Annotated in this window: 25 protein-coding genes; 9 read left to right on the plus strand and 16 right to left on the minus strand. The window is 33.4% G+C overall.

The genetic code is table 11. From position 1 onward, the window contains the following. Nucleotides 1-90: 90 nt before the first annotated feature. The gene (locus ABD940_RS06665; protein ID WP_345201332.1) at nt 91-1,161 is read right to left on the minus strand and encodes a branched-chain amino acid aminotransferase; all 1,071 of its coding nucleotides are present in this window, start codon (nt 1,159-1,161) and stop codon (nt 91-93) included. An 84-nt stretch (nt 1,162-1,245) separates the two neighbouring features. On the opposite strand from ABD940_RS06665, the gene mnmC2 reads away from it, so the two are divergent. Both mnmC2 and ABD940_RS06675 read left to right on the plus strand, forming a co-directional pair. Beyond that, nucleotides 1,246-1,920 (plus strand): tRNA (5-methylaminomethyl-2-thiouridine)(34)-methyltransferase MnmC2, encoded by a 675-nt coding sequence (mnmC2, locus tag ABD940_RS06670; protein WP_345201334.1) that lies wholly within the window; start codon nt 1,246-1,248, stop codon nt 1,918-1,920. A gap of 155 nt (nt 1,921-2,075) precedes the next feature. Further along, nucleotides 2,076-2,492: an NUDIX domain-containing protein gene (locus ABD940_RS06675; protein ID WP_345201336.1), complete on the plus strand. Its 417-nt coding sequence runs from the start codon at nt 2,076-2,078 to the stop codon at nt 2,490-2,492. Nucleotides 2,493-2,523: 31 nt separating this feature from the next. Here ABD940_RS06675 and ABD940_RS06680 read toward each other — a convergent pair whose 3' ends face one another. Next, nucleotides 2,524-3,228 carry a DUF4294 domain-containing protein gene (locus ABD940_RS06680; RefSeq protein WP_345201338.1) on the minus strand — a complete coding sequence of 235 codons (705 nt, stop codon included), beginning with the start codon at nt 3,226-3,228 and terminating at the stop codon, nt 2,524-2,526. A gap of 51 nt (nt 3,229-3,279) precedes the next feature. Here ABD940_RS06680 and chrP point away from each other — a divergent pair, with 51 nt between their 5' ends. Both chrP and rpe read left to right on the plus strand, forming a co-directional pair. Further along, nucleotides 3,280-4,353, plus strand: coding sequence for a chryseobasin maturation metalloprotease ChrP (gene chrP, locus ABD940_RS06685; RefSeq protein WP_345201340.1), 1,074 nt, complete (start codon nt 3,280-3,282; stop codon nt 4,351-4,353). Between the two features lie 84 nt (nt 4,354-4,437). Further along, complete coding sequence (gene rpe, locus ABD940_RS06690; RefSeq protein WP_345201343.1) at nt 4,438-5,088, plus strand: ribulose-phosphate 3-epimerase; 651 nt, start codon at nt 4,438-4,440, stop codon at nt 5,086-5,088. Between the two features lie 227 nt (nt 5,089-5,315). Here the strand turns inward: rpe and chrI are convergent, their stop codons facing one another. After that, the gene (gene chrI / locus ABD940_RS06695) at nt 5,316-5,801 is read right to left on the minus strand and encodes a chryseobasin maturation helper ChrI (RefSeq protein ID WP_345201345.1); all 486 of its coding nucleotides are present in this window, start codon (nt 5,799-5,801) and stop codon (nt 5,316-5,318) included. Nucleotides 5,802-5,973: 172 nt separating this feature from the next. Here chrI and ABD940_RS06700 point away from each other — a divergent pair, with 172 nt between their 5' ends. Further along, the gene (locus tag ABD940_RS06700; RefSeq protein ID WP_345201347.1) at nt 5,974-7,818 is read left to right on the plus strand and encodes an alpha-L-fucosidase; all 1,845 of its coding nucleotides are present in this window, start codon (nt 5,974-5,976) and stop codon (nt 7,816-7,818) included. Between the two features lie 65 nt (nt 7,819-7,883). Here ABD940_RS06700 and ABD940_RS06705 read toward each other — a convergent pair whose 3' ends face one another. The 8 genes from ABD940_RS06705 to ABD940_RS06740 form a co-directional block, all read right to left on the minus strand. Continuing rightward, nucleotides 7,884-8,300 carry a nucleoside-diphosphate kinase gene (locus ABD940_RS06705; protein ID WP_074228878.1) on the minus strand — a complete coding sequence of 139 codons (417 nt, stop codon included), beginning with the start codon at nt 8,298-8,300 and terminating at the stop codon, nt 7,884-7,886. 426 nt (nt 8,301-8,726) lie between these two features. After that, nucleotides 8,727-9,653 (minus strand): ribosome small subunit-dependent GTPase A, encoded by a 927-nt coding sequence (gene rsgA / locus ABD940_RS06710; protein WP_345201356.1) that lies wholly within the window; start codon nt 9,651-9,653, stop codon nt 8,727-8,729. A 139-nt stretch (nt 9,654-9,792) separates the two neighbouring features. After that, a complete protein-coding gene (locus ABD940_RS06715) occupies nt 9,793-10,872 on the minus strand; it encodes a chorismate mutase (RefSeq protein ID WP_345201360.1) in 1,080 nt (359 codons plus the stop codon). Nucleotides 10,873-11,372: 500 nt separating this feature from the next. Then, nucleotides 11,373-11,759, minus strand: a complete 387-nt coding sequence (locus tag ABD940_RS06720) for a hypothetical protein (RefSeq protein ID WP_345201362.1) — start codon at nt 11,757-11,759, stop codon at nt 11,373-11,375. A gap of 236 nt (nt 11,760-11,995) precedes the next feature. Beyond that, on the minus strand, nt 11,996-13,081 hold the full coding sequence (gene dnaX / locus ABD940_RS06725; RefSeq protein WP_345201365.1) for a DNA polymerase III subunit gamma/tau: 1,086 nt from the start codon (nt 13,079-13,081) through the stop codon (nt 11,996-11,998). Between the two features lie 100 nt (nt 13,082-13,181). Next, the gene (locus ABD940_RS06730) at nt 13,182-13,811 is read right to left on the minus strand and encodes a TetR/AcrR family transcriptional regulator (protein WP_345201367.1); all 630 of its coding nucleotides are present in this window, start codon (nt 13,809-13,811) and stop codon (nt 13,182-13,184) included. Nucleotides 13,812-13,817: 6 nt separating this feature from the next. Further along, complete coding sequence (locus ABD940_RS06735; protein WP_345201370.1) at nt 13,818-15,077, minus strand: aminotransferase class I/II-fold pyridoxal phosphate-dependent enzyme; 1,260 nt, start codon at nt 15,075-15,077, stop codon at nt 13,818-13,820. Nucleotides 15,078-15,304: 227 nt separating this feature from the next. Then, entirely contained in the window at nt 15,305-16,060 is a 756-nt protein-coding gene (locus ABD940_RS06740; protein WP_345201373.1) for a response regulator transcription factor, read from the minus strand. A 95-nt stretch (nt 16,061-16,155) separates the two neighbouring features. Between ABD940_RS06740 and ABD940_RS06745 the strand changes: the two genes are divergently transcribed. Both ABD940_RS06745 and ABD940_RS06750 read left to right on the plus strand, forming a co-directional pair. After that, complete coding sequence (locus ABD940_RS06745) at nt 16,156-16,803, plus strand: DUF1349 domain-containing protein (protein ID WP_345201375.1); 648 nt, start codon at nt 16,156-16,158, stop codon at nt 16,801-16,803. 539 nt (nt 16,804-17,342) lie between these two features. Further along, entirely contained in the window at nt 17,343-17,672 is a 330-nt protein-coding gene (locus ABD940_RS06750) for a hypothetical protein (protein WP_345201378.1), read from the plus strand. Here the strand turns inward: ABD940_RS06750 and ABD940_RS06755 are convergent. After that, nucleotides 17,658-19,241 carry a Na+/H+ antiporter gene (locus ABD940_RS06755; RefSeq protein ID WP_345201381.1) on the minus strand — a complete coding sequence of 528 codons (1,584 nt, stop codon included), beginning with the start codon at nt 19,239-19,241 and terminating at the stop codon, nt 17,658-17,660. The genes ABD940_RS06750 and ABD940_RS06755 overlap by 15 nt on opposite strands. Before the next feature lie 214 nt (nt 19,242-19,455). Here ABD940_RS06755 and ABD940_RS06760 point away from each other — a divergent pair, with 214 nt between their 5' ends. Next, the gene (locus tag ABD940_RS06760; RefSeq protein WP_345201384.1) at nt 19,456-20,649 is read left to right on the plus strand and encodes an MFS transporter; all 1,194 of its coding nucleotides are present in this window, start codon (nt 19,456-19,458) and stop codon (nt 20,647-20,649) included. 236 nt (nt 20,650-20,885) lie between these two features. After that, nucleotides 20,886-21,302: a hypothetical protein gene (locus ABD940_RS06765; protein WP_345201386.1), complete on the plus strand. Its 417-nt coding sequence runs from the start codon at nt 20,886-20,888 to the stop codon at nt 21,300-21,302. A gap of 78 nt (nt 21,303-21,380) precedes the next feature. Here the strand turns inward: ABD940_RS06765 and ABD940_RS06770 are convergent, their stop codons facing one another. The 4 genes from ABD940_RS06770 to lodA form a co-directional block, all read right to left on the minus strand. Further along, complete coding sequence (locus tag ABD940_RS06770; protein ID WP_345201388.1) at nt 21,381-21,800, minus strand: hypothetical protein; 420 nt, start codon at nt 21,798-21,800, stop codon at nt 21,381-21,383. 10 nt (nt 21,801-21,810) lie between these two features. Continuing rightward, nucleotides 21,811-22,521: a hypothetical protein gene (locus tag ABD940_RS06775; RefSeq protein ID WP_345201390.1), complete on the minus strand. Its 711-nt coding sequence runs from the start codon at nt 22,519-22,521 to the stop codon at nt 21,811-21,813. A gap of 138 nt (nt 22,522-22,659) precedes the next feature. Beyond that, nucleotides 22,660-23,763 carry a lysine-epsilon-oxidase maturase LodB gene (gene lodB, locus ABD940_RS06780; RefSeq protein WP_345201392.1) on the minus strand — a complete coding sequence of 368 codons (1,104 nt, stop codon included), beginning with the start codon at nt 23,761-23,763 and terminating at the stop codon, nt 22,660-22,662. 3 nt (nt 23,764-23,766) lie between these two features. Continuing rightward, complete coding sequence (lodA, locus tag ABD940_RS06785) at nt 23,767-25,812, minus strand: CTQ-dependent lysine 6-oxidase LodA (protein WP_345201394.1); 2,046 nt, start codon at nt 25,810-25,812, stop codon at nt 23,767-23,769. Between the last annotated feature and the right edge of the window lie 13 nt (nt 25,813-25,825).

A 25,825-nucleotide genomic window follows, 5' to 3' on the forward strand; every position in this document is an offset into this window, starting at 1 on the left:
GGCGACAACGTGAATACTAATTATTTCAAATTAATTAAAAACAAAAAAAGCCGGGAAAATTCCCGACTTTATATTATTTTAAGTTTAAAATTAAACCGTTTCCAATACATGATCAACCAAAACTCTCCATCCGAAAGGATCTTCTGAAAGGTTTGTCTGTAGATCAACCAAGTCATTTTTCAATGTAACTGCGAAACTTTCTTCGTCTGATAATCTTGGTAACTCCAATTTATCGCCATTGTATCCTAAAGCCTGGAAAACTGTTGTAACAACTGCTGTTCCTACTCCCCAAACTTCTTTCAAAGTTCCGTTTTTCTGAGCTTCTACAACGTCTTTTACTTTAATTGGCTCTACTTTTACTTCAATTCCTCTCTTTTTAGCCAATTGGATGAAGCTGTCTCTTGTAACACCGTCAAGGATTTTCTCAGAAGTCGGAGGCGTGAAGATTGTATCATTAATTCTTACGAAAACATTCATTGTTCCGCTTTCTTCGAAATATTCGTGAGTAGCATCATCTGTCCAGATAATTTGCTCATACCCTTCTTCGATAGCCAACTGAGTCGGATAAAAAGATGCAGCGTAATTTCCTGCAGCTTTCGCAGAACCTACTCCTCCACTTGCCGCTCTGGAATAATGATCTGAAATTTTCACAGAAACAGGCTCTGTATAATACATTTTTGCAGGTGTTGCCACGATTGCAAACATATATTTATTGGCAACTCTTGCTTTTAACGCTTCTTCCGTAGCGAAAATTAAAGGTCTGATATATAAAGAATTACCTTCTCCCTGAGGAATCCAGTCTCTGTCGATGTCAACCAATGCTTTTAATCCATCTAAAAACATTTCTTCTGTTACTTCCGGCATTGCAAGACGTGTAGCCGACTTGTTGATACGTTCAAAATTCTTTTCAGGCCTGAAAAGGAAAACCTGTCCGTCTTTGTCTTTGTAGGCTTTCATACCTTCAAAACAAGCCTGTCCGTAATTTACGCCCATCATCGCAGGTGTAAACGCTAAAGGACCATAAGGAACCAATTTTACATCACCCCATTTTCCATCCTCATACTCACAAATGATCATATGATCAATAAAAGTATTTCCAAATGAAAAATTGTTTGGATCGAATGTAGAAATTCGGGAGTTTTCAGTTTTTTGAATTATCATTTCTAAAATTTTTTATGATGTTCTACAAATTTAACATAATTTTCTAAATATAAAAATTTTAGAGTAAATTTGTAAAAAAATAGCTTGAAAAGAGAAATTAAGACCACAAACGATGGTAGTAAAACATTATATATCAATGATTTAAATGAAAACTACCATTCTCATCACGGAGCACTTCAGGAAGCAGAACACGTGTTTATCAAAAATGGATTAAATCTAATAAATGATTACGAAATTAATATTTTAGAACTCGGTTTTGGAACAGGTTTGAATGTTTTGGTAACAATTAATGAATATTTAAAAACTGACAAAAATCATATCATCAACTATTTTACCCTGGAAAAATATCCCATAAATGAATCTGAAATTAACGATTTGGCATATTTTGAGCTCTTCGATAACCCGGAATTCAAAAATATTTATCAAAAAATTCATCAGGCAGATTGGGAAAAATCAGTTGAAATTCTTAATGGATTCAATTTAAAAAAGATAGAATGCGACTTTTTCGACCTGAAAAACATAGACTTACCTAAAATTAACCTTGTCTATTTCGATTGTTTCGGAGCAAGAGTACAACCTGATCTTTGGGAAAAACCACTTTTCGAACTTGTTTCAGACAAAATGGCGGTTAATGGTTTATTAACGACTTATTCTTCAAAAGGAAGCGTAAGAAGAATCCTTCAAGATCTTGATTTTAAGGTAGAAAAGAAAGCGGGACCTCCGGGAAAGAGAGAGATGATTAATGCAATTAAATTATAGGAACTTAAATAACAGAGGTTAGAAATCATTATTTATATAAGTAAAGACGAATAATCACTAGCTGAACTTGCCGTGTATTTTCTATATTAATTTATAAATTCTGATACTCAACTTTTATATGAAATTTCTTAATTTAGCTATACAAATTATTATATATGATAGACAGTATCAACATTAGAGTGTATGCTTGTGCAGTGAAGGATAAAAAAGTTCTGACTTTATTTGAAGAATATGCGGGAGAACCTCTAATGAAATTTCCGGGTGGCGGACTGGAATTTGGTGAAGGAGTAATAGAATGTTTACATCGTGAATTCGATGAAGAGCTGAATGTAAAAATAGATGTAGTAGAACATTTTTATACGCAGGAAGATTTTCTGGTTTCGCGTTTCAGAAAGAATGAACAATTGCTTACCATATATTATATAGTTAATATTGTAAACGAAGAAGATTTTCTGATCCTTGATCCCTGCATAGAAAAAACAGAATGGATTGAAATCGATACGCCCGATAATCCGTTTCCTTTACCAATAGACAAAATTGTTTTCGATAAATTAAAAGAAAAATTCCTGTAAAGCTTACAGGAATTTTTTTGATATCTAAATATTATTTGTACACTCTAAAAGTACTTGCTCCCGGATAAGGCTGCAGATAACCTGAATTCCAATTAGACTGAAGCAAGGATTCCAAATACTCATCGGTTCTGTTTCTGTGCGGATCATATCTGTCTTTAAGATCAATGTCTGCCATTTTACCTTTTACATTCCACCAGAAAGCACTCCATCCTCCTCTTAACTCTTTAATAATTTCGTAGACATTTTTTCCGGTTGCCCTGTTCATTAATTTTGCAAAAACCTGACCTTCAGTAGTAGTTAAATCTCTTAATTGTTTTTCATACTGATCTGCCAATATATTTTGTCGGTCTCTGATATATTTTCTTTTCGCCTTATCATCAAGATTGGTCATTTCTCCCTGAATATCCCGATACTGCTGTAAAGCTGTCAAAAACAATGGATAAACCCTGTATAATTTTTTATTTAAGAAATAATAATAATTTCGATCTAATTGATTATTAAATTTTGGTTTATTAATTAAAACCAACTCATCCATGACAACTACAGTTTCACCGTTTATCTCATAAATCCTCGCCTTCTGCCTTTCGTCATAAAAATATTTATTTCCAAATTCGTCTATTTTCAACAATTCCTGAGGATATTGACTCAAGGGTTTTGCGATCACAGAATCTTTCTGACCAAAAACACTGACTCCAAAAAAGAAAAGGAAAAGACAAATAATCTTACTAAAATTCATTATTTTTACACATATTACAATGAAATTTAACCGCAAAAATCATTCCTTTTTATGAAATTTGAAAAGAAATCTTTAAAATTTTTAGAAAAATATTTAAACACATCATCCCCAACCGGTTATGAGCATGAAGGTCAAAAAGTTTGGATGGATTATATCACGCCTTATGTTGACAAAATTGAAGTGGATCATTACGGAACTTGCTATGGCATAATCAATCCCGAAGCTGAATTTAAAGTAGTGATTGAAGCACATGCTGATGAAATTTCATGGTACGTAAATTACATTACAGATGACGGTTTGATCTATGTAATCCGAAACGGAGGTTCAGATCAGACCATTGCTCCATCAAAAATTGTTCATATTCATGGAGAGAACGGAATTGTAAAAGGTGTTTTCGGATGGCCTGCAATTCATACAAGAGCCAATCAAAATGAGCCGACTCCAAAAATTGAAAATATCTTCATCGACTGCGGTGCAACGACCAAAAAAGAGGTTGAAGAAATGGGAATCTATGTGGGATGCATGATTACTTATCCAGATGAATTCTTCGAAATGAACGACCGCTATTTCGTTTGCCGAGCTCTGGACAACAGAATCGGAGGATTTATGATCGCTGAAGTTGCAAGACTTTTAAAAGAAAATAAAAAAACAATTCCTTTCGGTTTATATATTACAAATTCTGTTCAGGAAGAAGTTGGATTATACGGTGCAGACATGATTGCAGATACAATTAAACCAAATATTGCAATCGTTACAGATGTTACCCACGATACAACGACTCCGATGATTGAAAAGAAAAAAGAAGGCGATCAAAAATGTGGAGACGGACCTGTAGTTTTCTTTGCTCCAAGTGTTCATCACACGATCAGAGAATTGATTATAGATACTGCAAAAGCGAAAAAAATTCCTTATCAAAGAGCCGCAGCAAGTCGTGCAACAGGAACAGATACAGACGCTTTCGCACATTCCAACGGAGGTGTACCAAGTGCGCTAATTTCGTTACCTTTGCGATACATGCATACAACAGTGGAAATGGTTTCTAAAGAAGATGTCGGAAACGTAATTAAACTCATCTACGAAACGATTTTGAAGATAAAACCGGAAATGAAATTGAAATATCATTAAAAAAGAAGTTAGAAATTAGATTTTAGAAGTTAGTTTTATTCTAACCTTTAATTTCTAACTTCTAAAATCTAAATATAAGTAAAAATGAAAACGAAGCTTATTGCTCCTTCCCTTTTATCTGCAGACTTTGGGAATCTGCAAAGAGACATTGAAATGCTGAACAATTCCCAGGCAGACTGGTTCCATATCGACGTGATGGACGGAAGATTTGTTCCAAACATTTCATTTGGCTTTCCTGTGATGAAAACTGTACAACAACACGCAAAGAAATTTGTAGATGTGCATTTAATGATTGTAGAGCCTGAAAAATATGTTGAAGAATTTGTAAATCATGGCGCAGACCTTATTTCCGTTCATTATGAAGCTTGTAGCCACCTCCACAGAACGATTCATCACATTCAAAGTTTAGGAGCGAAAGCAGGAGTTGTTTTAAATCCTTCTACTCCGGTTTTGATGTTGGAAGATATTATTGCTGATGTGGATTTGGTATTGTTAATGAGTGTAAATCCGGGATTTGGAGGACAAAAATTCATTGAAAATACTTATAAGAAAATTGCTGAAACAAAAGATTTGATTTTAAGCAATAATTCTACCGCTTTAATTGAAATCGACGGAGGAGTAAACCTTGATAATGCCGGAAAACTTTTCGAAGCCGGAGCTGATGTTTTGGTTGCCGGAAACGCAGTATTCTCAGCAGAAAATCCGGAAAGAACAATCGAATTACTAAAGATTTAATTTCATTAAAAATACAAAGAGAAAAGGCAGCTCGAGTGAGTTGCCTTTCTTCTTTCTGAAAATCTGAGCCTTTAATGGTTATTAGTTTTTGAAGACTTTAATGCTTAAATTTCCTGTTCTAATGCTGATGTAAAGATGATAATAAAATCAGATATAAAACATCCGTAAAAACACGGAATTTTATCATTAGTATTTATACTTAATCAATTTTCCATTTAATTTTTCAGCTAATCTACTTTACTCCAAACGCAGGCACAAACTGTTAAAACTATGGTTATTACGGAAGAAACAGTTCGGATATTATTTAAAAAGTTCCATCTGTTTTCAAATTTGTCTCTCATTTCTTTTATTGCCTGTGAAGTAGAATTTGCAATATCAAATTTATCAAGCTGATCATTTAAAGGAACATTTCCCGCAACCGTCACACCAAAAACGCCGATGAGATAAGCAAAAGTCGCCAATAACAGCAAAAGAAAAACCGGATTTTGACTACGATAAATAAAAGTAGAAACCGGAAGTAAAAAAACTGTTCCCATAAAGCTCATAAAAAATAACGGATTCAAGATTTCTCTGTTGATTGACTGCATGGATTTCAAATATTCCATATCTGATAATTTTCCTAATCCTAAAACTACCGAACAGGAATAAGCGTAGAAAAGTCCTGCTATCAAAGCAGTGAGAGTTGCCGTGACGATAAGAAGTATTGTTGCCATTTTCATATATTTTATTTTGATGATGTAAATTTCGTGGTCTGATAAAAATAATACATTAAAATCACTTTTGTAGACCGAAATTTAACAAGCATTATAATTCAACACAATTATTAAATTTTATGTAAGAATTTATTCTCAGCTTTCCTTATTTTAGTGATCAAAAGGAAAAGTAGTGAAAGGCAAATTTATCAGCATATTATCTTTAGGATTAATTTTAATCACAGGAAAAATTTCTGCACAGAATCAAACTTCTGATGTTAAAAAAATGGAATGGTTTCAGGATGCCAAACTTGGAATTTTTATCCATTGGGGAATTTATTCTGTCGACGGAATCTCAGAATCTTGGTCTTTTTTTAATAATTACATCAATCATGAGAATTATATGAAGCAACTGAACGGATTTTCTGCTTCACAATATAAACCTGATGAATGGGTAAAACTGATCAAAGATTCCGGTGCAAAATATGCTGTAATTACCACAAAACATCACGACGGCATTTCTCTTTGGGATTCAAAAGCTGAAAAAGCAACAACAATTCCCAAGAATTCTTTGGCTAAAAAAGACGTTCTTTCTCCTTTCGTTTCAGAGCTTAAAAAATCAGGCTTAAAAACCGGTCTTTACTTTTCTCTTCCAGATTGGAGCCATCCTTATTATGACATTAATACTAGAACCAAAAAACGTTACGAAATCAAAAACGATCCAAGTCGCTGGCAAAATTTCATCAATTATTATCAAACTCAATTGAACGAACTTTCCAATCAATATAAACCTGATCTTTTGTGGTTCGATGGTGATTGGGAACATACTTCCGACGAATGGCAAGCTCCGAAAACTTTGGAAAATTTAAGAAAATTCAATCCGAATATTATTATCAATTCAAGATTAAATAATCACGGAGATTATGAAACTCCGGAACAGGGAATTCCTGTTGTGAAGCCACAAAGTAAATATTGGGAACTTTGCTATACGATGAATGATTCATGGGGATTCCAACCATTCGACAACAATTACAAAACGCCGAACATGATCGTGAGAACTTTAGCGGATGTTCTTAATATGGGCGGAAATTTACTCTTGGATATAGGACCAAAATCGGACGGAACAATTCCTGAACAACAGGTTGAGATACTAAAAAATTTAGCAAGATGGACTTCAAAAAATTCAGATGCGATCTATGGAACAAGAAGAGGCTTGCCGTTTGAAAATTACAAAGGAAAATCTGCATTTTCAAAAGATGGGAAAAAGCTCTTTCTTTATCTTGAAGAAGCGAAAGATTTTACAAAAATTTTTGGTTTAACTTCAATGCCGAAATCTGCCAGAATTTTAGGTGATAATAACGATAAAGTTGACTTAATAAATGACGGTAATGGAAATTTTACGATAAATTTTCCCAAAGTAAAGTTTGATCAGGACGTAACCGTTGTTGAATTAAATTTTAATGAAAAAATTAACTTCAGCAAAAATATTAAAACAGAAAATCCGTCTTTAAACCAAATTTTAGAAAATCAAAATCCCAAATTGGCAGCTTTTGAAATTGCAGAACAATTACATAACGGAAACAATATTTTCAATAATTCAGGATTAACAAGTGACGGATTAGACATGAAAATTCAAAAAACGTCAAAGACAAATCCTGAAATACAACAATGGATCAGCAAACACGCTGAAGCGCTCTTTGAAACTGAAAAAGGTCTACCGGACGGTCATTTCTCAGGAAATTCGGCACTTTCAAAAGACAGGCAGACTTTATATCTTTTCGTAGAAGGAACTCCAACCGGACCAATTGCTTTAAAAGGAATAAAAAACGGAATTTCCCGAATCAGAGTTGTTGGAGAAGGTTCGATCATCTCACATAAAATTTACAATAAATTATACTGGAGCCAGATTCCCGGAATCATTTATATTGACGTTCCTAAAGAAAAATTAGATAAAAATATGACCGTTATTGCTGTTTTATTAGACAAACCGATTGAATTATATCGTGAAAAAATAGGCGCGATTGAAAATAATTTATAATCATTATAAAAATAAAAATCCGAAGAAATTATTCTCCGGATTTTTTTATTTTGAAGTAATTTTTCTTAGAAAATTTCTCTTCCAGAAAAATGGAATTGAGCCTCGATAAGAGCATTTTCGTTAGAATCAGAACCGTGAACAGCATTTTCTCCAATGCTTCTTGCAAACATTTTTCTGATCGTACCTTCTGCAGCTTCTGCAGGATTAGTTGCACCGATTAAAGTTCTGAAATCTTCAACAGCATTATCTTTTTCAAGAACAGCAGCAACGATTGGTCCAGAACTCATGAAATCTACCAATTCTCCATAGAATGGTCTTTCAGCGTGTACTTCATAGAATTTTTTTGCATCAGCAACAGTAAGTTGAGTCAATTTCAAAGCTTTGATCTTGAAACCACCTTCTGAGATTTTACCTAATATAGCACCGATATGTCCGTCTGCAACAGCATCAGGCTTAATCATAGTGAATGTAATGTTAGACATAAATGTATATTTTTTTAATGGCGCAAAAATACAAAAAAATTCTATTATTTTTATTTTAAAGTTTTTTTAACAAAAAAATAACTTTTATTAAGAAATCATGAACAAAACTTTGGCACAGTAATTGTTTATTCTATCACGATTCTCATGTTTAATTTGAGTTTTCATGGTTATTAGTTTTTACCCAGCCTCGGCTGGGTTTTTTATTGCCCCGATATTCCCCGAATTTAAGGCTTAAGATTTTTAAACAATTAAACATACGTTTAGGAATTTAAATGACATATATGACAATTTGTTAATATTAAAATCAAACTTAATATTAATGTAAAATCAAAATGGTCTTTTTTAACTTTTCTGAATATTTTTTGTAGAGAAACTTCACTCAGCGAAAATTTCACTGAGGATTTTCATTTGAATATATAAATAGAATTATTTTTGAGCGTTTTCTTCCGCTTCATCCATCAGTTTGATGTAAGTGGAATATCTCGAATGTTGAATTTCTCCCGTTTCCAATCCATCAAGCACAGCACATTTTGGCTCATTGATATGAAGACAGTTATGATATTTACATTCTTCCCTCTTTTTGAAAATTTCCGGGAAATAATGCTGCACTTCCTCTTTTTGAATGTCGATCATGGCAAATTCACGAACTCCGGGAGTATCAATTACATTTCCGCCAAAATCCCAGAAATGCATCTGTGCAAAGGTTGTCGTATGCTTTCCCTTTAAATGCGTATCTGAAATTTCAGAAGTTTTTAAATTTAATCCGGGTTGTAAAGCATTAACCAAAGTAGATTTTCCACAACCAGAATGTCCGAAAAATACTGACGTTTTGTCTTGAAGTAATTCTTGAAGCTGATCCAGATTTAATCTTGAGTAAGAAGAAATTTCCAAGGTTTCATATCCAATTTCATTGTAAAGAAATTCCACATCTTTTACGATTTCGATCTCTTCTTCATGCAAAACATCAATTTTGTTGAATAAAATTAATGGAGTAATGTTATATGCTTCACAACATGCCAAAAACCGGTCTAGAAAACCAAGTGATGTTTCAGGATGTTTTAAGGTGAAAATAAAGCACGCAATATCAATATTTGATGCAATGATATGTGCTTCTTTAGAAAGGTTTACAGATTTTCTGATCAGGTAATTTCTGCGCGGATCTATTTTCGTAATCCATGCAACATCATCCTGTTCCAGCTGAAATTCTACAAAATCTCCTACTGCAAGCGGATTGGTAAGCCTCGTTTTTATTAATTTAAACTTCCCACGAATTCTGGCTTCGAAAATTCTATTGGTTTCCATTTCCAAAACCTGATACCAACTTCCTGTAGATTTAATGATTTTTCCTTTCATATTTTAAGATGATGCAAATATAGCGAATTAGGAGATAGAAATTAGGGCTTAAGATTTAGATAAAATTATAACGCATACTTTTTAACGTATTTTACTAAATCTTAAGCCATAAAATCTATTCGCTATTATCTGCAAATAATTATCTGTTTATCATAATACTGTTCTGTACTTCGATAGATTCTTCGTGAATTGCTTTGAAAAGTTTTTCGATAAACTCTTTAGACATTCCGGTTTCACCAGCTTTTTGGGTTGCATATTCTGTGATTACTTTCCAACGTTCAGGCTGGAAAATTGCAATATCGTTCTCTTTTTTAAGCTTACCAATTTTTTCGGAAATTTTCATTCTTTGCGACAGTAAATCAATCAGTTGGAAGTCAATATCGGAGATCAGTGTTCTGTGTCTTCCCATTTCGCCTTCAAATCCTGCTAAATCTGTATTCCTAACTTTTAAATTACCAATTAATTCCGCCAAAACTTCCGGTGTAATTTGCTGAGACGCATCGCTCCATGCTTCATCAGGATTAGAGTGAGTTTCAATGATTGCACCTTGGTAACCAACGTTTAATGCTTCCTGAGTAATATCTGCCAAACCTGTTCTGTTTCCACAAATGTGTGAAGGATCGATCAGCATTGGAATATTCGGGAACTGACTTTTAAAATCTAAAGCAATCTGCCAGTTTGGATTATTTCTGTATTTAGTCTTTTGGTATGTTGAAAAACCTCTGTGAATTACTCCTAGATTTTTAATATCCTGTCCTAAAAGTCTTTCCAGAGCTCCGATCCATAATGCAAGATCCGGGTTTACAGGATTTTTCACCAAAACAGTTTTATTTGTCCCTTTCAAAGCCATTGCAATTTCCTGAACTGTAAATGGATTTACTGTAGAACGGGCTCCGATCCAAAGAATATCTACATCAGCTTCCAAAGCTGCAAAAACATGGTGTGCATTGGCAACTTCCGTCGCTGTTTTGAAACCATATTCCTCTTTTACTTTTTTTAACCAGTTTAAACCGATAACTCCTACTCCTTCAAAACCATTAGGTTTTGTACGTGGTTTCCAGATTCCTGCACGGAAAATCGGCACCTGAGCATTGGTTTCCCTAATTCTTCTCGCCGTTTCCAACATCTGAGCTTCGCTTTCCGCACTACATGGTCCTGCAATCATCATGGGTTGAGAAAACTCATTGATCCAGTCGTTTTTTAATTCTTTTAAATTCATTATTGTTAATTATTGTATTATTATTTTGATTTAGATAAATAGCAAAAAAGCATCATAAAATTACTTTATAATTCTTTTCAAAAAATGCCGTTAAAAATTTTTAATTAATGGAAATTAGGAATTGAAAGAAATCAATTATCCTGTTTATTTTTTGGAAAGAAATTCAGTTAACAGTACCAATAACTAAATCGATAATAGTTTCTGAAATTTCCAAAATAAGTAAACACAAAGCTAAAATAACCGCTAAAAGAATTATTAGCGGGTACGAAAGTAGACACGTATGGGTTTGATAAATTTTCCACTATGGGTCGTCTATTTCTAGGCTTTTTGTTATAATTTGTCTTTGTCGAAAAATAATTTTCCGCTCAAATACTCGGCAAATATATAAATTTTATTTAAATAATTGATTTTTGAAGATGTTAAATTATTTTAACCTAAAATTGAAAGTATTAAATTTCACATTATTTTTTCCAATATAAATTTAAGTGACTAAGATTTAATTAAGTTAAATCAAATCTCATTAAATCGTCAAGATCCTTTAACAAAGGATTTTTTTCGATGAATTTTTCGAAGATTTTTCTTTTGGTCATTACTTCAATTTTGAGATTTTCGATGTCTCTTTTGTAAATAATTTCAATAGAAAAATTGTGAACTTTTGTTTTAAAATGATTGAAAAACTCTCTGCTCACTTTGTCAAATTCCACTTTAGCAGAATCCGAAGGAAATAAAACTGTAATTTGATTTTCCCCTGATTTTACAATTTTAAATGATTTGACAGCATTAAATATAAATGTATCTTTTCTCTGAAGTTGCTTCAATAAAAGATTCCATTCTGCCTGCAAATCTGTTTCTGTAAAATGATTTTGCGGAAGGCTTTCTGTTTTCACGACAGCTTTTTCTTCTACTTCTTCAGTTTTATCTTCTTTAGTTAAAAAAGCATTGATACTGAATCCCGAAGAAACTCCTTGTCTCGATAAAGGTTTTGTAGTAGTTTTTCTGACCTCAACTTCTTGAGGCTTATTTGGATCAACCTGTTTAGGCTGTTCAATTTTTACTTCCTTTTTCTCTTGTAGTTTTTCATGAAGTTTTACTTCCAGTTTTTCATCAAGAAACGGAGCTAGTATTATGAACTTTTTTTTTTAGAAACGTCTGAACCAGCTGTCAGAGAACTCAATTGCATTAAAGCAATCTCTACTGTCAATCGAGGATTTTTCGAATTTTTATAATTGATGTCTGCGTGATTACAGATTTCAATGGCATCGATCAACTGTTGTGGGTTCCAGTTTTGAGCCTGTTGAACAAATTTGTTTTTTGTCTGCTCTCCTACTTCAATCAAATCAATTGTAGAAGCATTTTGAGCCATCATTAAATCTCTGAAATGATTTCCTAATCCAGCAATAAAAATATGTGGATCGAAGCCTCTTTTAACAATTTCATTGAAAGCAAAAAGTACATCCGGAATTTTGTTTTCTTTGGCTAAATCTACTACTTTCAAATATTGATCATAATCCAAAATATTCAATACTTCTGCTGCTTTTGCTAAAGTAATATTCTTTTGGGAGAAGGTAGAAAGCCTGTCGAAAATAGATAATGCGTCTCTCAATGCACCGTCTGCTTTCTGAGCTATTAAGTATAATGCATCATCTTCATACCGAATACTCTCTTTCTGAGCAATATTTCTAAGATGACTCTGAATATCTTCAATAACGATTCTTTTGAAATCGTAAATCTGGCAACGCGATAAAATCGTCGGGATAATCTTGTGCTTTTCAGTCGTTGCTAAAATAAAAATAGCATGAGCAGGTGGCTCTTCGAGTGTTTTAAGGAAAGCATTGAAGGCTGCAGAAGACAGCATGTGAACCTCATCGATGATATATACTTTATATTTACCAACCTGAGGCGCAAAACGTACCTGATCAATCAATTCTCTGATATCATCTACCGAATTGTTTGATGCAGCATCTAATTCATAAATGTTGTAAGCGAAACCGTCTTCCGAAACTGAACCATCTTTTTCATTAATCTTTCTTGCCAAAATTCTGGCACAAGTAGTTTTTCCGACACCTCTCGGTCCGCAGAACAATAAAGCCTGAGCAAGCTGATTTTCTTCAATCGCATGTTCTAAGGTATCTGTAATATGAGATTGCCCAACAACAGTGTCAAACTCCTGTGGACGATACTTTCTTGCAGATACGATAAAATTTTCCATTGGCCAAAAATAAGAAATATAGTTCTAATTTAAAAATGAAAAGCTTTTAAATTATCAATTAAAAAACTCATTTGGTCAATCGGAAAATTTTTTCTCATCATTATTTTTCTTCGTAAGCGAAATCTATAATCTCGGTAATCGCTTTTTCAATTTCTTTTCTTCCTTCGTCGGATTTCAAATCAATACCGCAGAATACACTTGCGTTGTATGCTGTATAAAGATTAAGATAATACGCCCCCGAAACCAAAAGAGCAGCAATAGCACGATACCTTGTAGACCTGTCTCCAAAATGTGGATCAACAATATTGGTGAAAAGCATTTCTCCCATCTCTTCTCTTTCGTCGGCAACTTTTTTCAAAATTGGCTTACCTTCGGAAAGTCCCCAAAGGATAATCTTCTGAAGCTCCTTATTTTTCTTAATATGTTCGAACTGATTAAGAATAGCAACTTTTGATAATTCTTTTCCACCATCAGAAAAATCTACATGAATATTGTCCTGGTTCATCTTGCTCCAGTAATCCTGAGATCTGATATATTCGTCTATAAGTTTCTCGGTACTTCCGAAATACTCGTAGATCAATTTTTTATCAAAGCCTGCAACTGCGGCTATTTTACTTACTTTCAGCCCGGAATAACCTTTCGTTCTTAAAATTCTCCCGACTGCGCCGAGCAATTTTTGTTTGGTTTTTTCCTTATCCCTTATTGGGCCTTGTACAACTTTTCTAGGCATTTGTTATTATTTTTTTGCAATATGCAACTTTTTATTGATATCCTCAAATGCATTGAGTGTTTTATCAAGATGTTCCTTCTCGTGTGTTGCCGTTACACTCATCCTGATACGCGCATCTTTTCTGGCTACTGCAGGGTAAATAATAGGGTTTGTATAAACACCATGCTCCATAAGCATTCTTCCTACATCTCCTGTAATATGGGGATCTCCAATTTTTACCGGAACAACAGCTGAACATGTGGTTCCTGTCTCTAGTCCGAGATCATTCAGTCCTTTTTTGAAATAATTTATATTATCCCAAAGCTTTGCGCGCCAATGCGGCTCTTCATCTATTAACTCAATTGCTTTAATAATTCCTGTTGCAGTGGAAGGAGGTGTAGTCGCAGAGAATATCTGTTGACGAGACTGGAATCTGATAAAATTAGTCAGACTTTTGTTAGCAATTACATATCCTCCCAGATTACCAAATGTTTTACTGAAAGTACCTGTAATAATATCAATTTTATCCAATAATCCTGTATCTTCAATTGTTCCTCTCCCTGTTTCTCCTAAAATTCCTACTCCATGCACATCATCAATCATTAAATAGGCATTATATTTTTTTACTAATTTATAAATTTCTTCAATAGGTGCAGTATCTCCATCTTGAGAATATACCCCATCAATAACGACTAATTTCGTACGGTATTGATTTTCAGAGGTTTTTAAAATATGCTCCAATGCTTCCAGATTATTATGAGGGAATGTTTTTCTGTTTGTAAGAATACATCCTTCATAAACACTGGCATGAACAGCCATATCTACAATTGCAATATCTTCTTTCTGAAGCAAAATCTGCAGTGTAGCACTATTCGCTGTGTAACCCGTGGTAAAAATTACAGCTTCATCCTTTGTACGACCAAAAAAAGAAGCAATCTTTGCTTCCAAATCGTTATGGTATGAATAATATCCACCAATAAGCGGGGTTGCCGCCGTTCCTGTTCCATATTTTTCAACACCTTCAATTGCTGCCTGTTTTACTTTTGGGTGTTGCGTAAAACCTAAATAATCACTTGTAACGAAACTTACGAATTCTTTTGTTATATTTTCCGTTCCAACATTCATTACAGAGCTGCATCCTGTATTATTCTGCAATCTATAATGATGGTGTCCGTTTTTTCTCATGTATTCCAGAAAATCATAATAAATATCTGCTCTATCCATCATGTCGTACCCAGGAATATTTTCAAAATCCTTAAAAGTCGCTGTTGAAAAGTTAATGTTCATCCTTGTTTTTGTTAGCTGTTAGTGTAAACAAATATAAGATTATTTTAAATCATACTATGTTCATTTTTTAACAAAATTTATTATGCGTAAAATATTTTTATTAAAAAATCATAAATAGCATACATATTCACAACATAAACAAATTATTGCAAGCAAAAAAACAAAATCAATTTTAGAGTTAAACTGTTAATAATTAAACGATTAATTAATTATTTTGAGACAATAATCTATTTAGAAAAACTATCATTAAAAGCTTTGATAGAATTTTTCACTTTCAATTTTTCCAATATATTCTGGCGGTGCCTACTTACTGTGTTGATGCTTATTGACAGAAAATCCGCAATCTCTTTACTAGTAAAACCTTCGCCAACAAATTTCAAAATCTCCAATTCTCTTTGAGAAAGAACATTCTTATAATTAAGTTTATCATCTGCCACAACCTCTCCTTTTATAGAATTGATGATCAAAAATTCTGAAAATAAAACCTGTGACTGATCTACAGCAAAATTGTACAGACAAAGCGCAAACCGTAATTTCAAATTATAAGGCGAATAAAAATAAAACATCCGATGCTGAACAAATCTAAAGATCCCATCTTTATCCTTCATTTTCATTCTCGACAAAACATTGAATTCTGAACGTTCTTCCAACTCCATTACTTCCAATAATTTGAAAAAACGTAGTTCGTGAACATATTTTTTCAGTTTATCATCAGGGTGAATTTTTTTCAGAATTTCTTCTTCCCAAATAGAATTAATCATCATTGGGTTTTCTTTGAAATCCAAACCCAGCTCTAAAGCGGTCTTTGATGAGTAAACATAACTTTTATTGAACTGCATATCACTCAACACTGCTACAGAATTTTCTGTCTGAGAGTAAGAAAATGCAATATTTTTATACATTTCAATATCCATCAGGCAAGTTTTATTTTGTCCTCGATTCTTTAAAAGCAGCGTTTTATTCAGCGTTTCTACGATTTCCATAAAATGGTTATTTATAAGTATTGATGAAAATCTTCATTAGTTTTACTTTTGCTAATGTAATAATAATTTATACCAATTGTATTCATTAAAATAGAATGAAGAGAATATTTTTAAGTTTTTGCGCTTTATTCATTATCAACAAGAATTTTGCGCAGACATTAGAGAAAATGACATGGTTCAATGAGCCGGAAAAGTGGGAAATCAAAAACAACAGTTTATCAATGTTTGTAACACCACAAAGTGATTACTGGCGAATTTCGCATTACGGATTTACTGTTGACGATGCTCCTTTTTTATACACAACTTACGGAGGAGAATTTGAAGCAAAAGTAAAAATCACAGGAAATTACAAAGCCAGGTTTGACCAAATGGGACTAATGCTGAGAATTGATAAAGAAAACTACATCAAAGCCGGAATTGAATTTGTTGACGGAAAATATAACTTAAGCACAGTTGTTACCCATAAAACCAGTGATTGGAGCGTCATTACTTTGGATAAAATTCCTTCCGCGGTTTGGATTAAAGCCGTAAGAAGACTGGATGCAGTTGAAATCTTCTACTCTTTCGACGATAATAATTATGTGATGATGAGAAATGCCAATCTTCAGGATAATTCTCCGGTAATGGTTGGATTAATGGCGGCTTGTCCCGATGGAAAAGGCTTCAATGCAACTTTTGAAAATTTCAAAGTAAAACATTTACCCGATGAACGCCGTCTGCAATGGCTTGAAAACCATAAATAGATTGAATTAAAACTCAATATACAGTCAATTTTTATACCTCCTCTGATCAGGGAGGTTTTTTTTATATTTAAAAACTTTCTTTTTGTAGGCGTTTTTTTAAAGTGTGCTGACTGAAGCCAATTTATAAATTTAGATCTGATTAAAATAAATTTAATCTTACGAATGTTAGTTCATTTTAAATATTATTTAATGAATAATAACGAACAGATACCACAAAATCAGCAATAATAAACCATGTTTTGAATGAAATATTACATTTTTAATGCTTTTTATTACAAATTTTCAATACATTTAAAAAAAATACAATTTTTGGTTAGATATTTGAATTAGAAAAATTAAATGAAACAGAAATATCTGAATCTTGTTTTTACACACAATCACTTAAAATAAATAATATGTCAACTCACTTTACTACTCCGAAGGACAGCCTGATCAAGGTTTTGAGAAAGTCCTTTTCGATTCCCGTCAATTGATCTGAAATTATCATAATATAAGTGTTTTGAAAACCTTTCTTAATCCATTAAAAAACCTTTACGATCATGATTTTTGAAGATGAACATTCTGTTTTACAGGATAACCACAACCTTTCGTTTACGAAAAATGTTATTAATTTTCACGGGGACAAATCATTCATTCTTAATTCTTTACAAAAAATAAAGAATAACACGATATGTAAAATAAAAAGAAAAACCATCAATAAACTCATTAAAGAATACACCCGTCATCTGAATTATATTGAAAATGTAGACATCAATTCAAAGCCTGAAAATTATGAGCTTTCGCCTGTTTATGCGAGACAATCATACAATAAGGTTGTGAAAGAAGATGAATATCTGCAGAGGGTTTTAACTTTTTTAATGAACCAATAAAATTCTTTCTTCCTCCAGATCAATTTTCATAAGATGCTTCCTGATAAGATCTTCATCGAAATGCTGTTTTTCATCATGATTTTGCTGTATAAGCCACGCTCTTTGTGCATTCAGGATGTCGAGATATGCCATTTTGGTCTCGGAGGAAAGAATTACATCAGATTCTTCTGTTATTTTTCCTTTCCATTTTTCATGAATCTGTTGTAAAAATGAACTTTTTTCCAACAATTCACCGTAATTTTTCGATAAATGTTCCAACGTTAATTTTGCCATTTCATAACGAATCATGTTTTCGGCTTCATCATCTGGAAGATGATCGTTAAACGATGGCATATTTACTTTTTTAATTAAATAAGGCAATGTTAAACCCTGAACAAGCAAGGTCATCAAAATCACAATAAAAGTGATAAATAAAACCAAATTTCTCTGTGGAAAATCAGGACCGCCTTCGTATAATTTTACTGGAATAGACAATGCAGCAGCCAAGGAAACCACTCCCCTCATCCCCGTCCAACCCAAAAGCAAAGGAATTTTGTAACCCGGATTTCTGGTATCTGCTACTGTAATAAAATTTCTTGCAATTAAAGTAATAATCACTGCTCCATAAGCAGACAAAAGCCTCACAACGACCAAAACCACAGTAATCAGTAAACCATAACCAATTGCAGCGGAAACACTCACTCCTTCTAATCCTGATGTGATTTCAGGAAGATCCAGACCAATTAAAATAAAAACCAAGCCATTCAGGACAAAAGCTAAACTTTCCCAAACATTGATACCTCGAAGTCGTGAAGATGTACTTAAAAAATTATGCCTGTTATTTGATAAGAGTAAGCCTCCGCTTACCACAGCCAAAACTCCCGAACTGTGAACTTCTTCTGCGGCAATATACATTAAATAAGGTGCAACAATCGTAAGAATCGTATCCATATTCGCATCGGTAGGAAGAATTTTCTGTCCTTTCATGAAAAGCCAGCCGATCAATAAACCAATTCCGATTCCACCAATAAGCATCCAGGAAAAACTTAAAGCCGCATCATGCCAGATAAACTGTCCCGTTGCAACAGCAATCATCGCAAAACGGAAAATAATTAACGAGGAAGCATCATTTAGAAGACTTTCGCCTTCCAGAATTGAAGACATTCTTTTCGGAACCTTTACAAACTTCAAAATTGCTCCCGCACTTACCGCATCGGGTGGAGAAACAATTCCTCCTAATAAAAATCCTAAAGCCAAAGAAAATCCAGGAATAAAATGATTTGCAAAAAAAGCTACCGTCGTTGCCGTAAGAAATACCACAACAAATGCAAAACTTCCTATGATTCGTCGCCACTTCCATAGTTCTTTCCAGGAAATTGCCCAAGCTGCTTCGTATAATAAAGGAGGAAGAAAAATAATAAAAATCAGCTCCGGATCTATCCTGATCATCGGAATATTTGGAATAAAACTAATCAATAATCCTGCAACAACCAATAAAACAGGATATGCAACCCTGATTTTGTTAGCCAACATGATCAGCAAAACAATAGCGATAATGAGAGAGAGGTAGAATGGGAAGTTTTCTATCATTGTGTAATGATTTTATTTTGAAATCTAAAGATACATATAAAAGGAAAATAATTTTTCAATATTTAAAAAGGATAAAACTTTAAATTAAAAATTCCCAATCGGTTTCAGAGATAAGTATCATCGAAATAAAGCATTTTACAGATTTAAAAAATTTCAGGAAATTTGCAACAAATAAAAACTCAGTATAATTTCTCTGAGAATTTCGGAAATCATCATGAATACAACAGAAAAGGCAGAAAGAAAAAGTAAACGTTTCAAATATATCAAACTTTGTATTTTCTTTTCAGGGCTTTCTGTATTTGCGCAGCTTTACCTTTTCCAGCCTTTGCTTCCGATGGTTGCAGAACATTTTAAAACTACGGTTGGAGACAGTTCATTATTGGTTTCCTCAGCAACGATCGGAATGGCTTTAGGACTGTTTTTCTTCGCCTTTAGAGCAGATAGTTTTTCAAGAAAAAAATTGATGATATTTTCATTGATTTCGTCTGCATTATTAACAATTATTTCAGCCTGGATTCCTAGTCTGACTTTACTTATAGCAATCGGAGTTTTAAAAGGTTTTGTAATTTCGGGCGTTTCATCGGTTGCTTTGGCTTATCTTACCGAGGAAGTTCAGCTTTCTGTTGTCGCTTTAGCAATCAGTATGTATCTCAGCGGAAATACGATTGGTGGAATGAGCGGAAGAATTTTAGCAACAATCTTAGCTGGAGAATTTGGATGGCGAAATGCCGTTTTAATTATCGGAATCGAAAGTTTACTATTAGGGTTAATATTTTGGAAGCTTTTTCCTAATTCTAAGTTCTTTAATCCACAAAAAACAGATTACCATCTGAAAATGAAGCAAATGAAAAGATTACTGACAGATTCTTATATGGTTCGTCTCTATTTTATTGCTTCTCTTTTAATGGGAACTTTTGTAAGTGTTTACAATTATCTGACTTTCAGATTAGAATCCGCTCCATTTTCATTAAGTCATTTTTTTATTGCTTTTATCTTTTTAATGTATACTTTTGGCGTTTTCGGAACGATGATTACGAGTCGTTTATCGGTGAGATTTGAGAAAAAATATATTCTGAAAGGTTCTATTTTCTTAATGTTGATCGGACTTTTATTTTTGGTTTCTGAAAACATTTATATTGTAATTTTCGGACTTGGATTGTTTACTCTTTGCTTTTTCGCTGCGCATACAATGGCGAGTCAGATGACTGCGCTTCATGCTAAAGAAGGAAAATCTTCGGCAACTTCTATTTATTGGCTTTTTTATTATTTTGGATCAAGCTTTTTAGGGAGCGGAACAGGTTATTTACTTCATGCTACTTCCTGGAATACCTTTATTTTAGTTCTTGCCATTGCAATGTTGATTTCATTTGGTCTAACAATCAATAATAAATCACTTAAAATTGATTAGTAAAAGTAAAAACAGATATTCAACATACCACACAAGTACCACAAATTTAACTTTTATAAATTTTGTTTAAATTCTGTAAATCAGCTGTTTTAACGGATTATTAAGCAATTGGAGCAAATTTTTACAGTATAATTAACATTAGTTTAAATATTATTCAAAACATAAGGCACAGTATTTGCAAATATTATGTTAACCCAAAAATCACTTACATTAATAACCTTAACACACAAAATATTATGAACGTTGCAGATCTAAAAATTAAAAATTTAGTGGAATATAAAAATCAGATTTATAATATTACTGAGATATTCCAACATGATGAAAAAGATTATTTTGTAAAAATTGAAAATGACATTCACAGTTTTTCTGTTCCGGCAAAATCTATAAAGCCGATTCAAATTACTGAAGAATGGCTAGAAAAGTTTGGATTTTCAAGAACTTACAGTTCTGAACAACAAATAAGATATGAAAGACCGGAATCATTTATAAAATATGATTTCGACTTAAATTCGAGAAAAATCGTAGAAGGATTAAAAATCTACGGAAATTCTATTAAATGTAAATATATTCATGAATTTCAAAATATTTTCTCATCTCTGTTCGGTAAAGAACCAGTTTCGATGAGCTACGGATTAATACACACCGAATCTTAATAATATATTTTCAATTCAAAAACCACAACTTTACGGTTGTGGTTTTGTTTTTATATCTTAAAATAAAGTTTTTAAATATTATTCAATCTCCTTATAATTCCAAATTCCTGAAACTGTAAGAATTTCCAATCCCGGTTGTTTCTCTCCAAAACTAAATACACCAATGTATTTTAAATGACAAGAAGAGCAATCTGTTCCAAAATATAACGTTGCTAAATTATTGACTGTCAATTCTCCCAAATAATTTGCATTATAGTTTGTCTCAGAAACAAGTTTACTCTCTAGCAATTCATTTTTAGACAAAACTTTATCTTCATCATAAATCTGAAAAATAGGAAATCCAGATTCATAAGGTTTTATAATAACTGAATTCTCATGACCGCAATTGCAACACGAAAATCCTATTTCTACAAAAGGATAAATTTCATTATTAATAAAAGAATTCTTTGCAATAGAAACTTGTTTGCCAATGGTAATTTTTTTTGAGATCGAATACATGTAAATATTATTACTGAATAACTGTTCCCGCTAAGTTATTATATTTTCCGCTGGGACTTTTTATAATTGTCACTTTTATATAACCTTCCTGCGCTAGTTTGTTCCATGTTTTTTGATAACCCGTCATAGGATCGATTGGGATTTTCCACATCATTTGCGTTCCTCCTCCAACTTGATTGAACCACGGAATAACATCTGCAATCTGCCCTTTGAAAGGCAATAAATTATTCAAAACGTCTATCTCATAGTAAAAATCATACGATGTTTCAGGATTATTTAAAGCTCTTTGACTGAAAGTATAAGTATATCCATCAATGATCGGGCTTGTGAAACTTCCTCCCAAAGTAGGAGTTCCGGTTCCGCTGAAACTACCGATCGCCCCACTATATCTGTCATATTTTTGCCCGGCTGTAAATGAAACATTATCAATAATATTGTAACCGCCATTTGCAGGAGGCCATCCTCCGTTAAGATTATTATTTTTGAATAAAGTTTCCAACTCACTCCATTTTCCTTGCTTGTATAAATTAAATGCCTGATTTCTCAACGACTCGCTTACTTTTCCGCTTGGATCGTAGGTTTTCGCAAGTTCATCAGCATTCTGATAAAATAAAGTCATAACAGGAGGTATCCTATTATCCAAAACTTCGTCATCAGATTTACAGGCAACTGATAGCAAAGGAATTGCAAAAAGTAAAATGTATTTGAATAAGTTTTTCATAGATAATTTTTTTTAGTTTATATGAATGAATAATTTTATGTTTTTTGCCAGATCAATTTTATAAAACAGCCTTAAAATCAATGATTTCAAGGCTGCCTAACTAATGGACCTTAACTAATTTAATTCTATATTTTAGCATTAAATTCTTTTTTGCCAAAAAGCCGAATCATTCCAACGCTGTTCTTTCCGATAAAAAAAAGTTTTCGTCTGAAGATATTGGCTGTAAATAGCATTAATGTTTTCCTGATAACTTCGAAAGGTATTTTCGTGACCAAAATCTGCATCAATAATAGCTTTCGCTGCATGACACGCAGAACTTATCGCAAAACCGATTCCCATCGAAGAAATAGGATCAAAAGACGCAACAGCATCACCAACAGCCAAGAAATTTTTCTTTGAACTGATGTCTGAAACCTGCGAAAAAGCGTTCTTTACCCAAGGTTTTCCTTCGGAAGAAGCTTCTGAAATTTTATGTTTAATGTGTTTTGTTTTTAAAAGTAACTCGTTCCAGTTTTCTGTTTTTTCGAGCCTTTTTTCTTTGATAAAATTTGCATCAGAGAAAAATGTCAACGTCATTTTATGATTTGGGAGAGATGCGCAATACCACCAACCATCTTCAATAGATTCAATAATGATATCTTGTTTAATGGTTTGAGATTCATCAAAGTAGAAAAATTTCCCGATTGCAGTAAGCTCATCGTAACGCTTTGATTCAACTCCGATTTTTCTGCAAATACTTCCTAATCTTCCTGTTGCATCAATTAAATATTTTGCTTTAATAGTAAAATTTCCTTTTGTTTCATGCTTTAATTCAACTATCCATTCATCATTTTCATCCTGATCAAATTTTAAACATTTTGTTCTTGGAAAAATAATTCCTCCTTTTTCTGAAACTTTTTCCAGCAACATATAATCAAATTCTTCACGATTTAACTGAAAACTTTCGGTTTCTGTATTAAAAATAGAATCACGAATCATCATTCTATCACTTCCCCAAGCTGCAGTACTGCTGTAACCCTGGATAAAATTATTTTGATCGAATGAATCTTTTTCAATTCCCATGTATGTAAGCAAATCAAAAATACTTGAATTAACCTGTTCGCCGATCTTTATAGATTCTAAATTCGTTTCTTCTACAATAGTGACCTTTAAATCTGAATATTTAAGCAAACTTAAAGCGGCGGAAGTCCCTGCAGGACCTCCACCGACAATTAATACATTAGTTTCTAACAAATTTTGCATCGTTTATCTTCTGTTTCGAGTTCCGGAACGTGGCAATGGCATACGTTCTGCTGCAACTTCGATCTTTTTGAATCCAACTTCTTCTAAATGCTCCACCAATAATCTTCCTTTAGCACTTCTCTGAGTGATAACCTGTGGTTTTTCTTCAATATAGAAAACAGGAATAGAAGTTTCATTATCTTCCTGATTTCCACTGATCTGGCTTACAGGAACATTATCATAAGTAAATATTTCGTTATTTCTTTCTGTCTCAACAAAGAATGGGAATCCTGTACTGTGAGAATTTTTATCTCTGATGAAACCTAAAGCGTACCAGTACTGAACCATCTGCGTAAAGCTGTTGATTCCACGAGCGTAGTTCATCTGTTGACCTGCAGGAACGTTTGTTGCAGTCTGACCTTCAGCTGTAAACTCTCCTACCAAAACGTCCCACGGACTTTGAGGCGGCCACCAATATGAATAATACGTCGGAGGAAGCGGTGCCGCCGGAGAACCTGCTTTATTTACAGAAGGATCTGTAAAGTTGATCAACTGGATTGTACACTGGAAGAAATCCGCCTGCCAAGGACAAGCCATTCTTTTCGTAAGATCTCCTGGTTCGCAACCTCCGCCTTCACATTCGTCTCTTGAAGGAGTCAAACCTTGAGATTGATATTGCTGCTCATTTCCATACTGTAAAATTCTGTACGGATCTGCGTAGATGATCGGGTTTTGTAAATTCCATGTAACCTCAATTCCCGGACACATCGGCAAACCAACGCAGTTTCCAACGCTTCCTGTATCCATTGGATTTACAGGATATTGCTCATAATTAGGATTACTTACAAAATTTCCATTTGCCCATTGTTCCATCAGGAATAATTGAGTTTCATCCAATGCCATGAATTTCATGATATTCGTATTGCTCACAGAATTACTTCCTGAATTCAACGGCATCATTGGGAAAATATCTGTTCCGTTCTCTTTTAATAACTGTTCTTGTGGTAAATTTGGGGGAACCGGTGGTTGAGCATCGTTTTGTCTGAAGTAAGAATAATAATTCTGTCTGTTCTGCAAATTGGCTTCAGAATTATCTGTAAAATCAAAAATATTGCTTGTAAAAGCCGACATCGACTGTACATTAGAAACCCATTGATATCTGCTGATTCTATTAATGATTGGTAAAATATCTCTTTGGAAATTAGCCTGATAACTTGAATTATAGCTTCCGTCATTACACATATCAGGAACAAGATTGAAATTTCTCACAGCCACATCAAACATCGTGTCGCTTAAGTTTGAAATATTGACGATTTCAGGAGCAAAATCCGGAGATCCGATTACAACCCAAGCCGTTAAAGAAACTGCCGGAGTTCCGTCGTTAAATGTAACCGTACAATACACCGCACCATCCGAAATATCGTCATGCCAAGTACTTGAACCTCCATAACTCGTCAAAGGAAGATTTCCTCCTGCATTTCCGAAACCTCCTAAAACAACCAATCTTCCTGATTTGTCCGTTAAAAGATTTCCCAAAGTAGTTACAGCAACTCCATATAAAACATTTTCAGGTGGATACTGTACAGGATATCCAGAAGGAGCATTATTTTTATCAAAGCCAATTGAACTTGCTCTTCCCGAAATTGTTCTCGGTCCCGGATCAATAATTAAAGTCTGTCTTTCCTGTTCTGTTGTTTTGTCCGGATTTCTGAAAGCAATTCCCTGATTTTGATAGCTGTTTGCTTGTCCGTACAACAAATTCCCTTGCAATTCGCTGTATTGATACCAAGCTGCCTTTTTGTTTGCTAAATGTACCGTCCATTCGATAGTTTCTACATTTGGAGTATCAAGAGTAATCTCTTCTCCTGTGTCTGAAAAAATACTGAATGGTTGTCCCTGTCTTTTAATAAGACCTTTTTCATCCTTGAAATCTGTGATGGGACCTAAAGAATTTCCATTGTTATCCGCATCAAAAGGAAGTCCTCCTATTGTAACCGGAGATAAACAGATATCAGTGGTACTATTCCCTAAACGGGCAACACCTACTGATGGGTGAATTGATAAATTCATGGTTTAATTAGTT

Source organism: Chryseobacterium ginsengisoli, assembly GCF_039542325.1.
GTDB lineage: Bacteria > Bacteroidota > Bacteroidia > Flavobacteriales > Weeksellaceae > Chryseobacterium > Chryseobacterium ginsengisoli.

Bases quoted from the DNA above. Each gene is read 5' to 3' on its own strand.
- ABD940_RS06675 (WP_345201336.1), top strand. From the start codon at position 2,076: ATGATAGACAGTATCAACATTAGAGTGTATGCTTGTGCAGTGAAGGAT.
- ABD940_RS06770 (WP_345201388.1), bottom strand. From the start codon at position 21,800: ATGTATTCGATCTCAAAAAAAATTACCATTGGCAAACAAGTTTCTATT.
- dnaX (WP_345201365.1), bottom strand. From the start codon at position 13,081: ATGGAAAATTTTATCGTATCTGCAAGAAAGTATCGTCCACAGGAGTTT.
- ABD940_RS06765 (WP_345201386.1), top strand. From the start codon at position 20,886: ATGAACGTTGCAGATCTAAAAATTAAAAATTTAGTGGAATATAAAAAT.
- ABD940_RS06680 (WP_345201338.1), bottom strand. From the start codon at position 3,228: ATGAATTTTAGTAAGATTATTTGTCTTTTCCTTTTCTTTTTTGGAGTC.
- ABD940_RS06705 (WP_074228878.1), bottom strand. From the start codon at position 8,300: ATGTCTAACATTACATTCACTATGATTAAGCCTGATGCTGTTGCAGAC.
- ABD940_RS06760 (WP_345201384.1), top strand. From the start codon at position 19,456: ATGAATACAACAGAAAAGGCAGAAAGAAAAAGTAAACGTTTCAAATAT.
- lodB (WP_345201392.1), bottom strand. From the start codon at position 23,763: ATGCAAAATTTGTTAGAAACTAATGTATTAATTGTCGGTGGAGGTCCT.
- ABD940_RS06755 (WP_345201381.1), bottom strand. From the start codon at position 19,241: ATGATAGAAAACTTCCCATTCTACCTCTCTCTCATTATCGCTATTGTT.
- rpe (WP_345201343.1), top strand. From the start codon at position 4,438: ATGAAAACGAAGCTTATTGCTCCTTCCCTTTTATCTGCAGACTTTGGG.
- ABD940_RS06750 (WP_345201378.1), top strand. From the start codon at position 17,343: ATGATTTTTGAAGATGAACATTCTGTTTTACAGGATAACCACAACCTT.
- chrI (WP_345201345.1), bottom strand. From the start codon at position 5,801: ATGGCAACAATACTTCTTATCGTCACGGCAACTCTCACTGCTTTGATA.
- ABD940_RS06740 (WP_345201373.1), bottom strand. From the start codon at position 16,060: ATGGAAATCGTAGAAACGCTGAATAAAACGCTGCTTTTAAAGAATCGA.
- lodA (WP_345201394.1), bottom strand. From the start codon at position 25,812: ATGAATTTATCAATTCACCCATCAGTAGGTGTTGCCCGTTTAGGGAAT.
- chrP (WP_345201340.1), top strand. From the start codon at position 3,280: ATGAAATTTGAAAAGAAATCTTTAAAATTTTTAGAAAAATATTTAAAC.
- ABD940_RS06665 (WP_345201332.1), bottom strand. From the start codon at position 1,161: ATGATAATTCAAAAAACTGAAAACTCCCGAATTTCTACATTCGATCCA.
- rsgA (WP_345201356.1), bottom strand. From the start codon at position 9,653: ATGAAAGGAAAAATCATTAAATCTACAGGAAGTTGGTATCAGGTTTTG.
- ABD940_RS06745 (WP_345201375.1), top strand. From the start codon at position 16,156: ATGAAGAGAATATTTTTAAGTTTTTGCGCTTTATTCATTATCAACAAG.
- ABD940_RS06735 (WP_345201370.1), bottom strand. From the start codon at position 15,077: ATGAACATTAACTTTTCAACAGCGACTTTTAAGGATTTTGAAAATATT.
- ABD940_RS06775 (WP_345201390.1), bottom strand. From the start codon at position 22,521: ATGAAAAACTTATTCAAATACATTTTACTTTTTGCAATTCCTTTGCTA.
- ABD940_RS06715 (WP_345201360.1), bottom strand. From the start codon at position 10,872: ATGAATTTAAAAGAATTAAAAAACGACTGGATCAATGAGTTTTCTCAA.
- ABD940_RS06730 (WP_345201367.1), bottom strand. From the start codon at position 13,811: ATGCCTAGAAAAGTTGTACAAGGCCCAATAAGGGATAAGGAAAAAACC.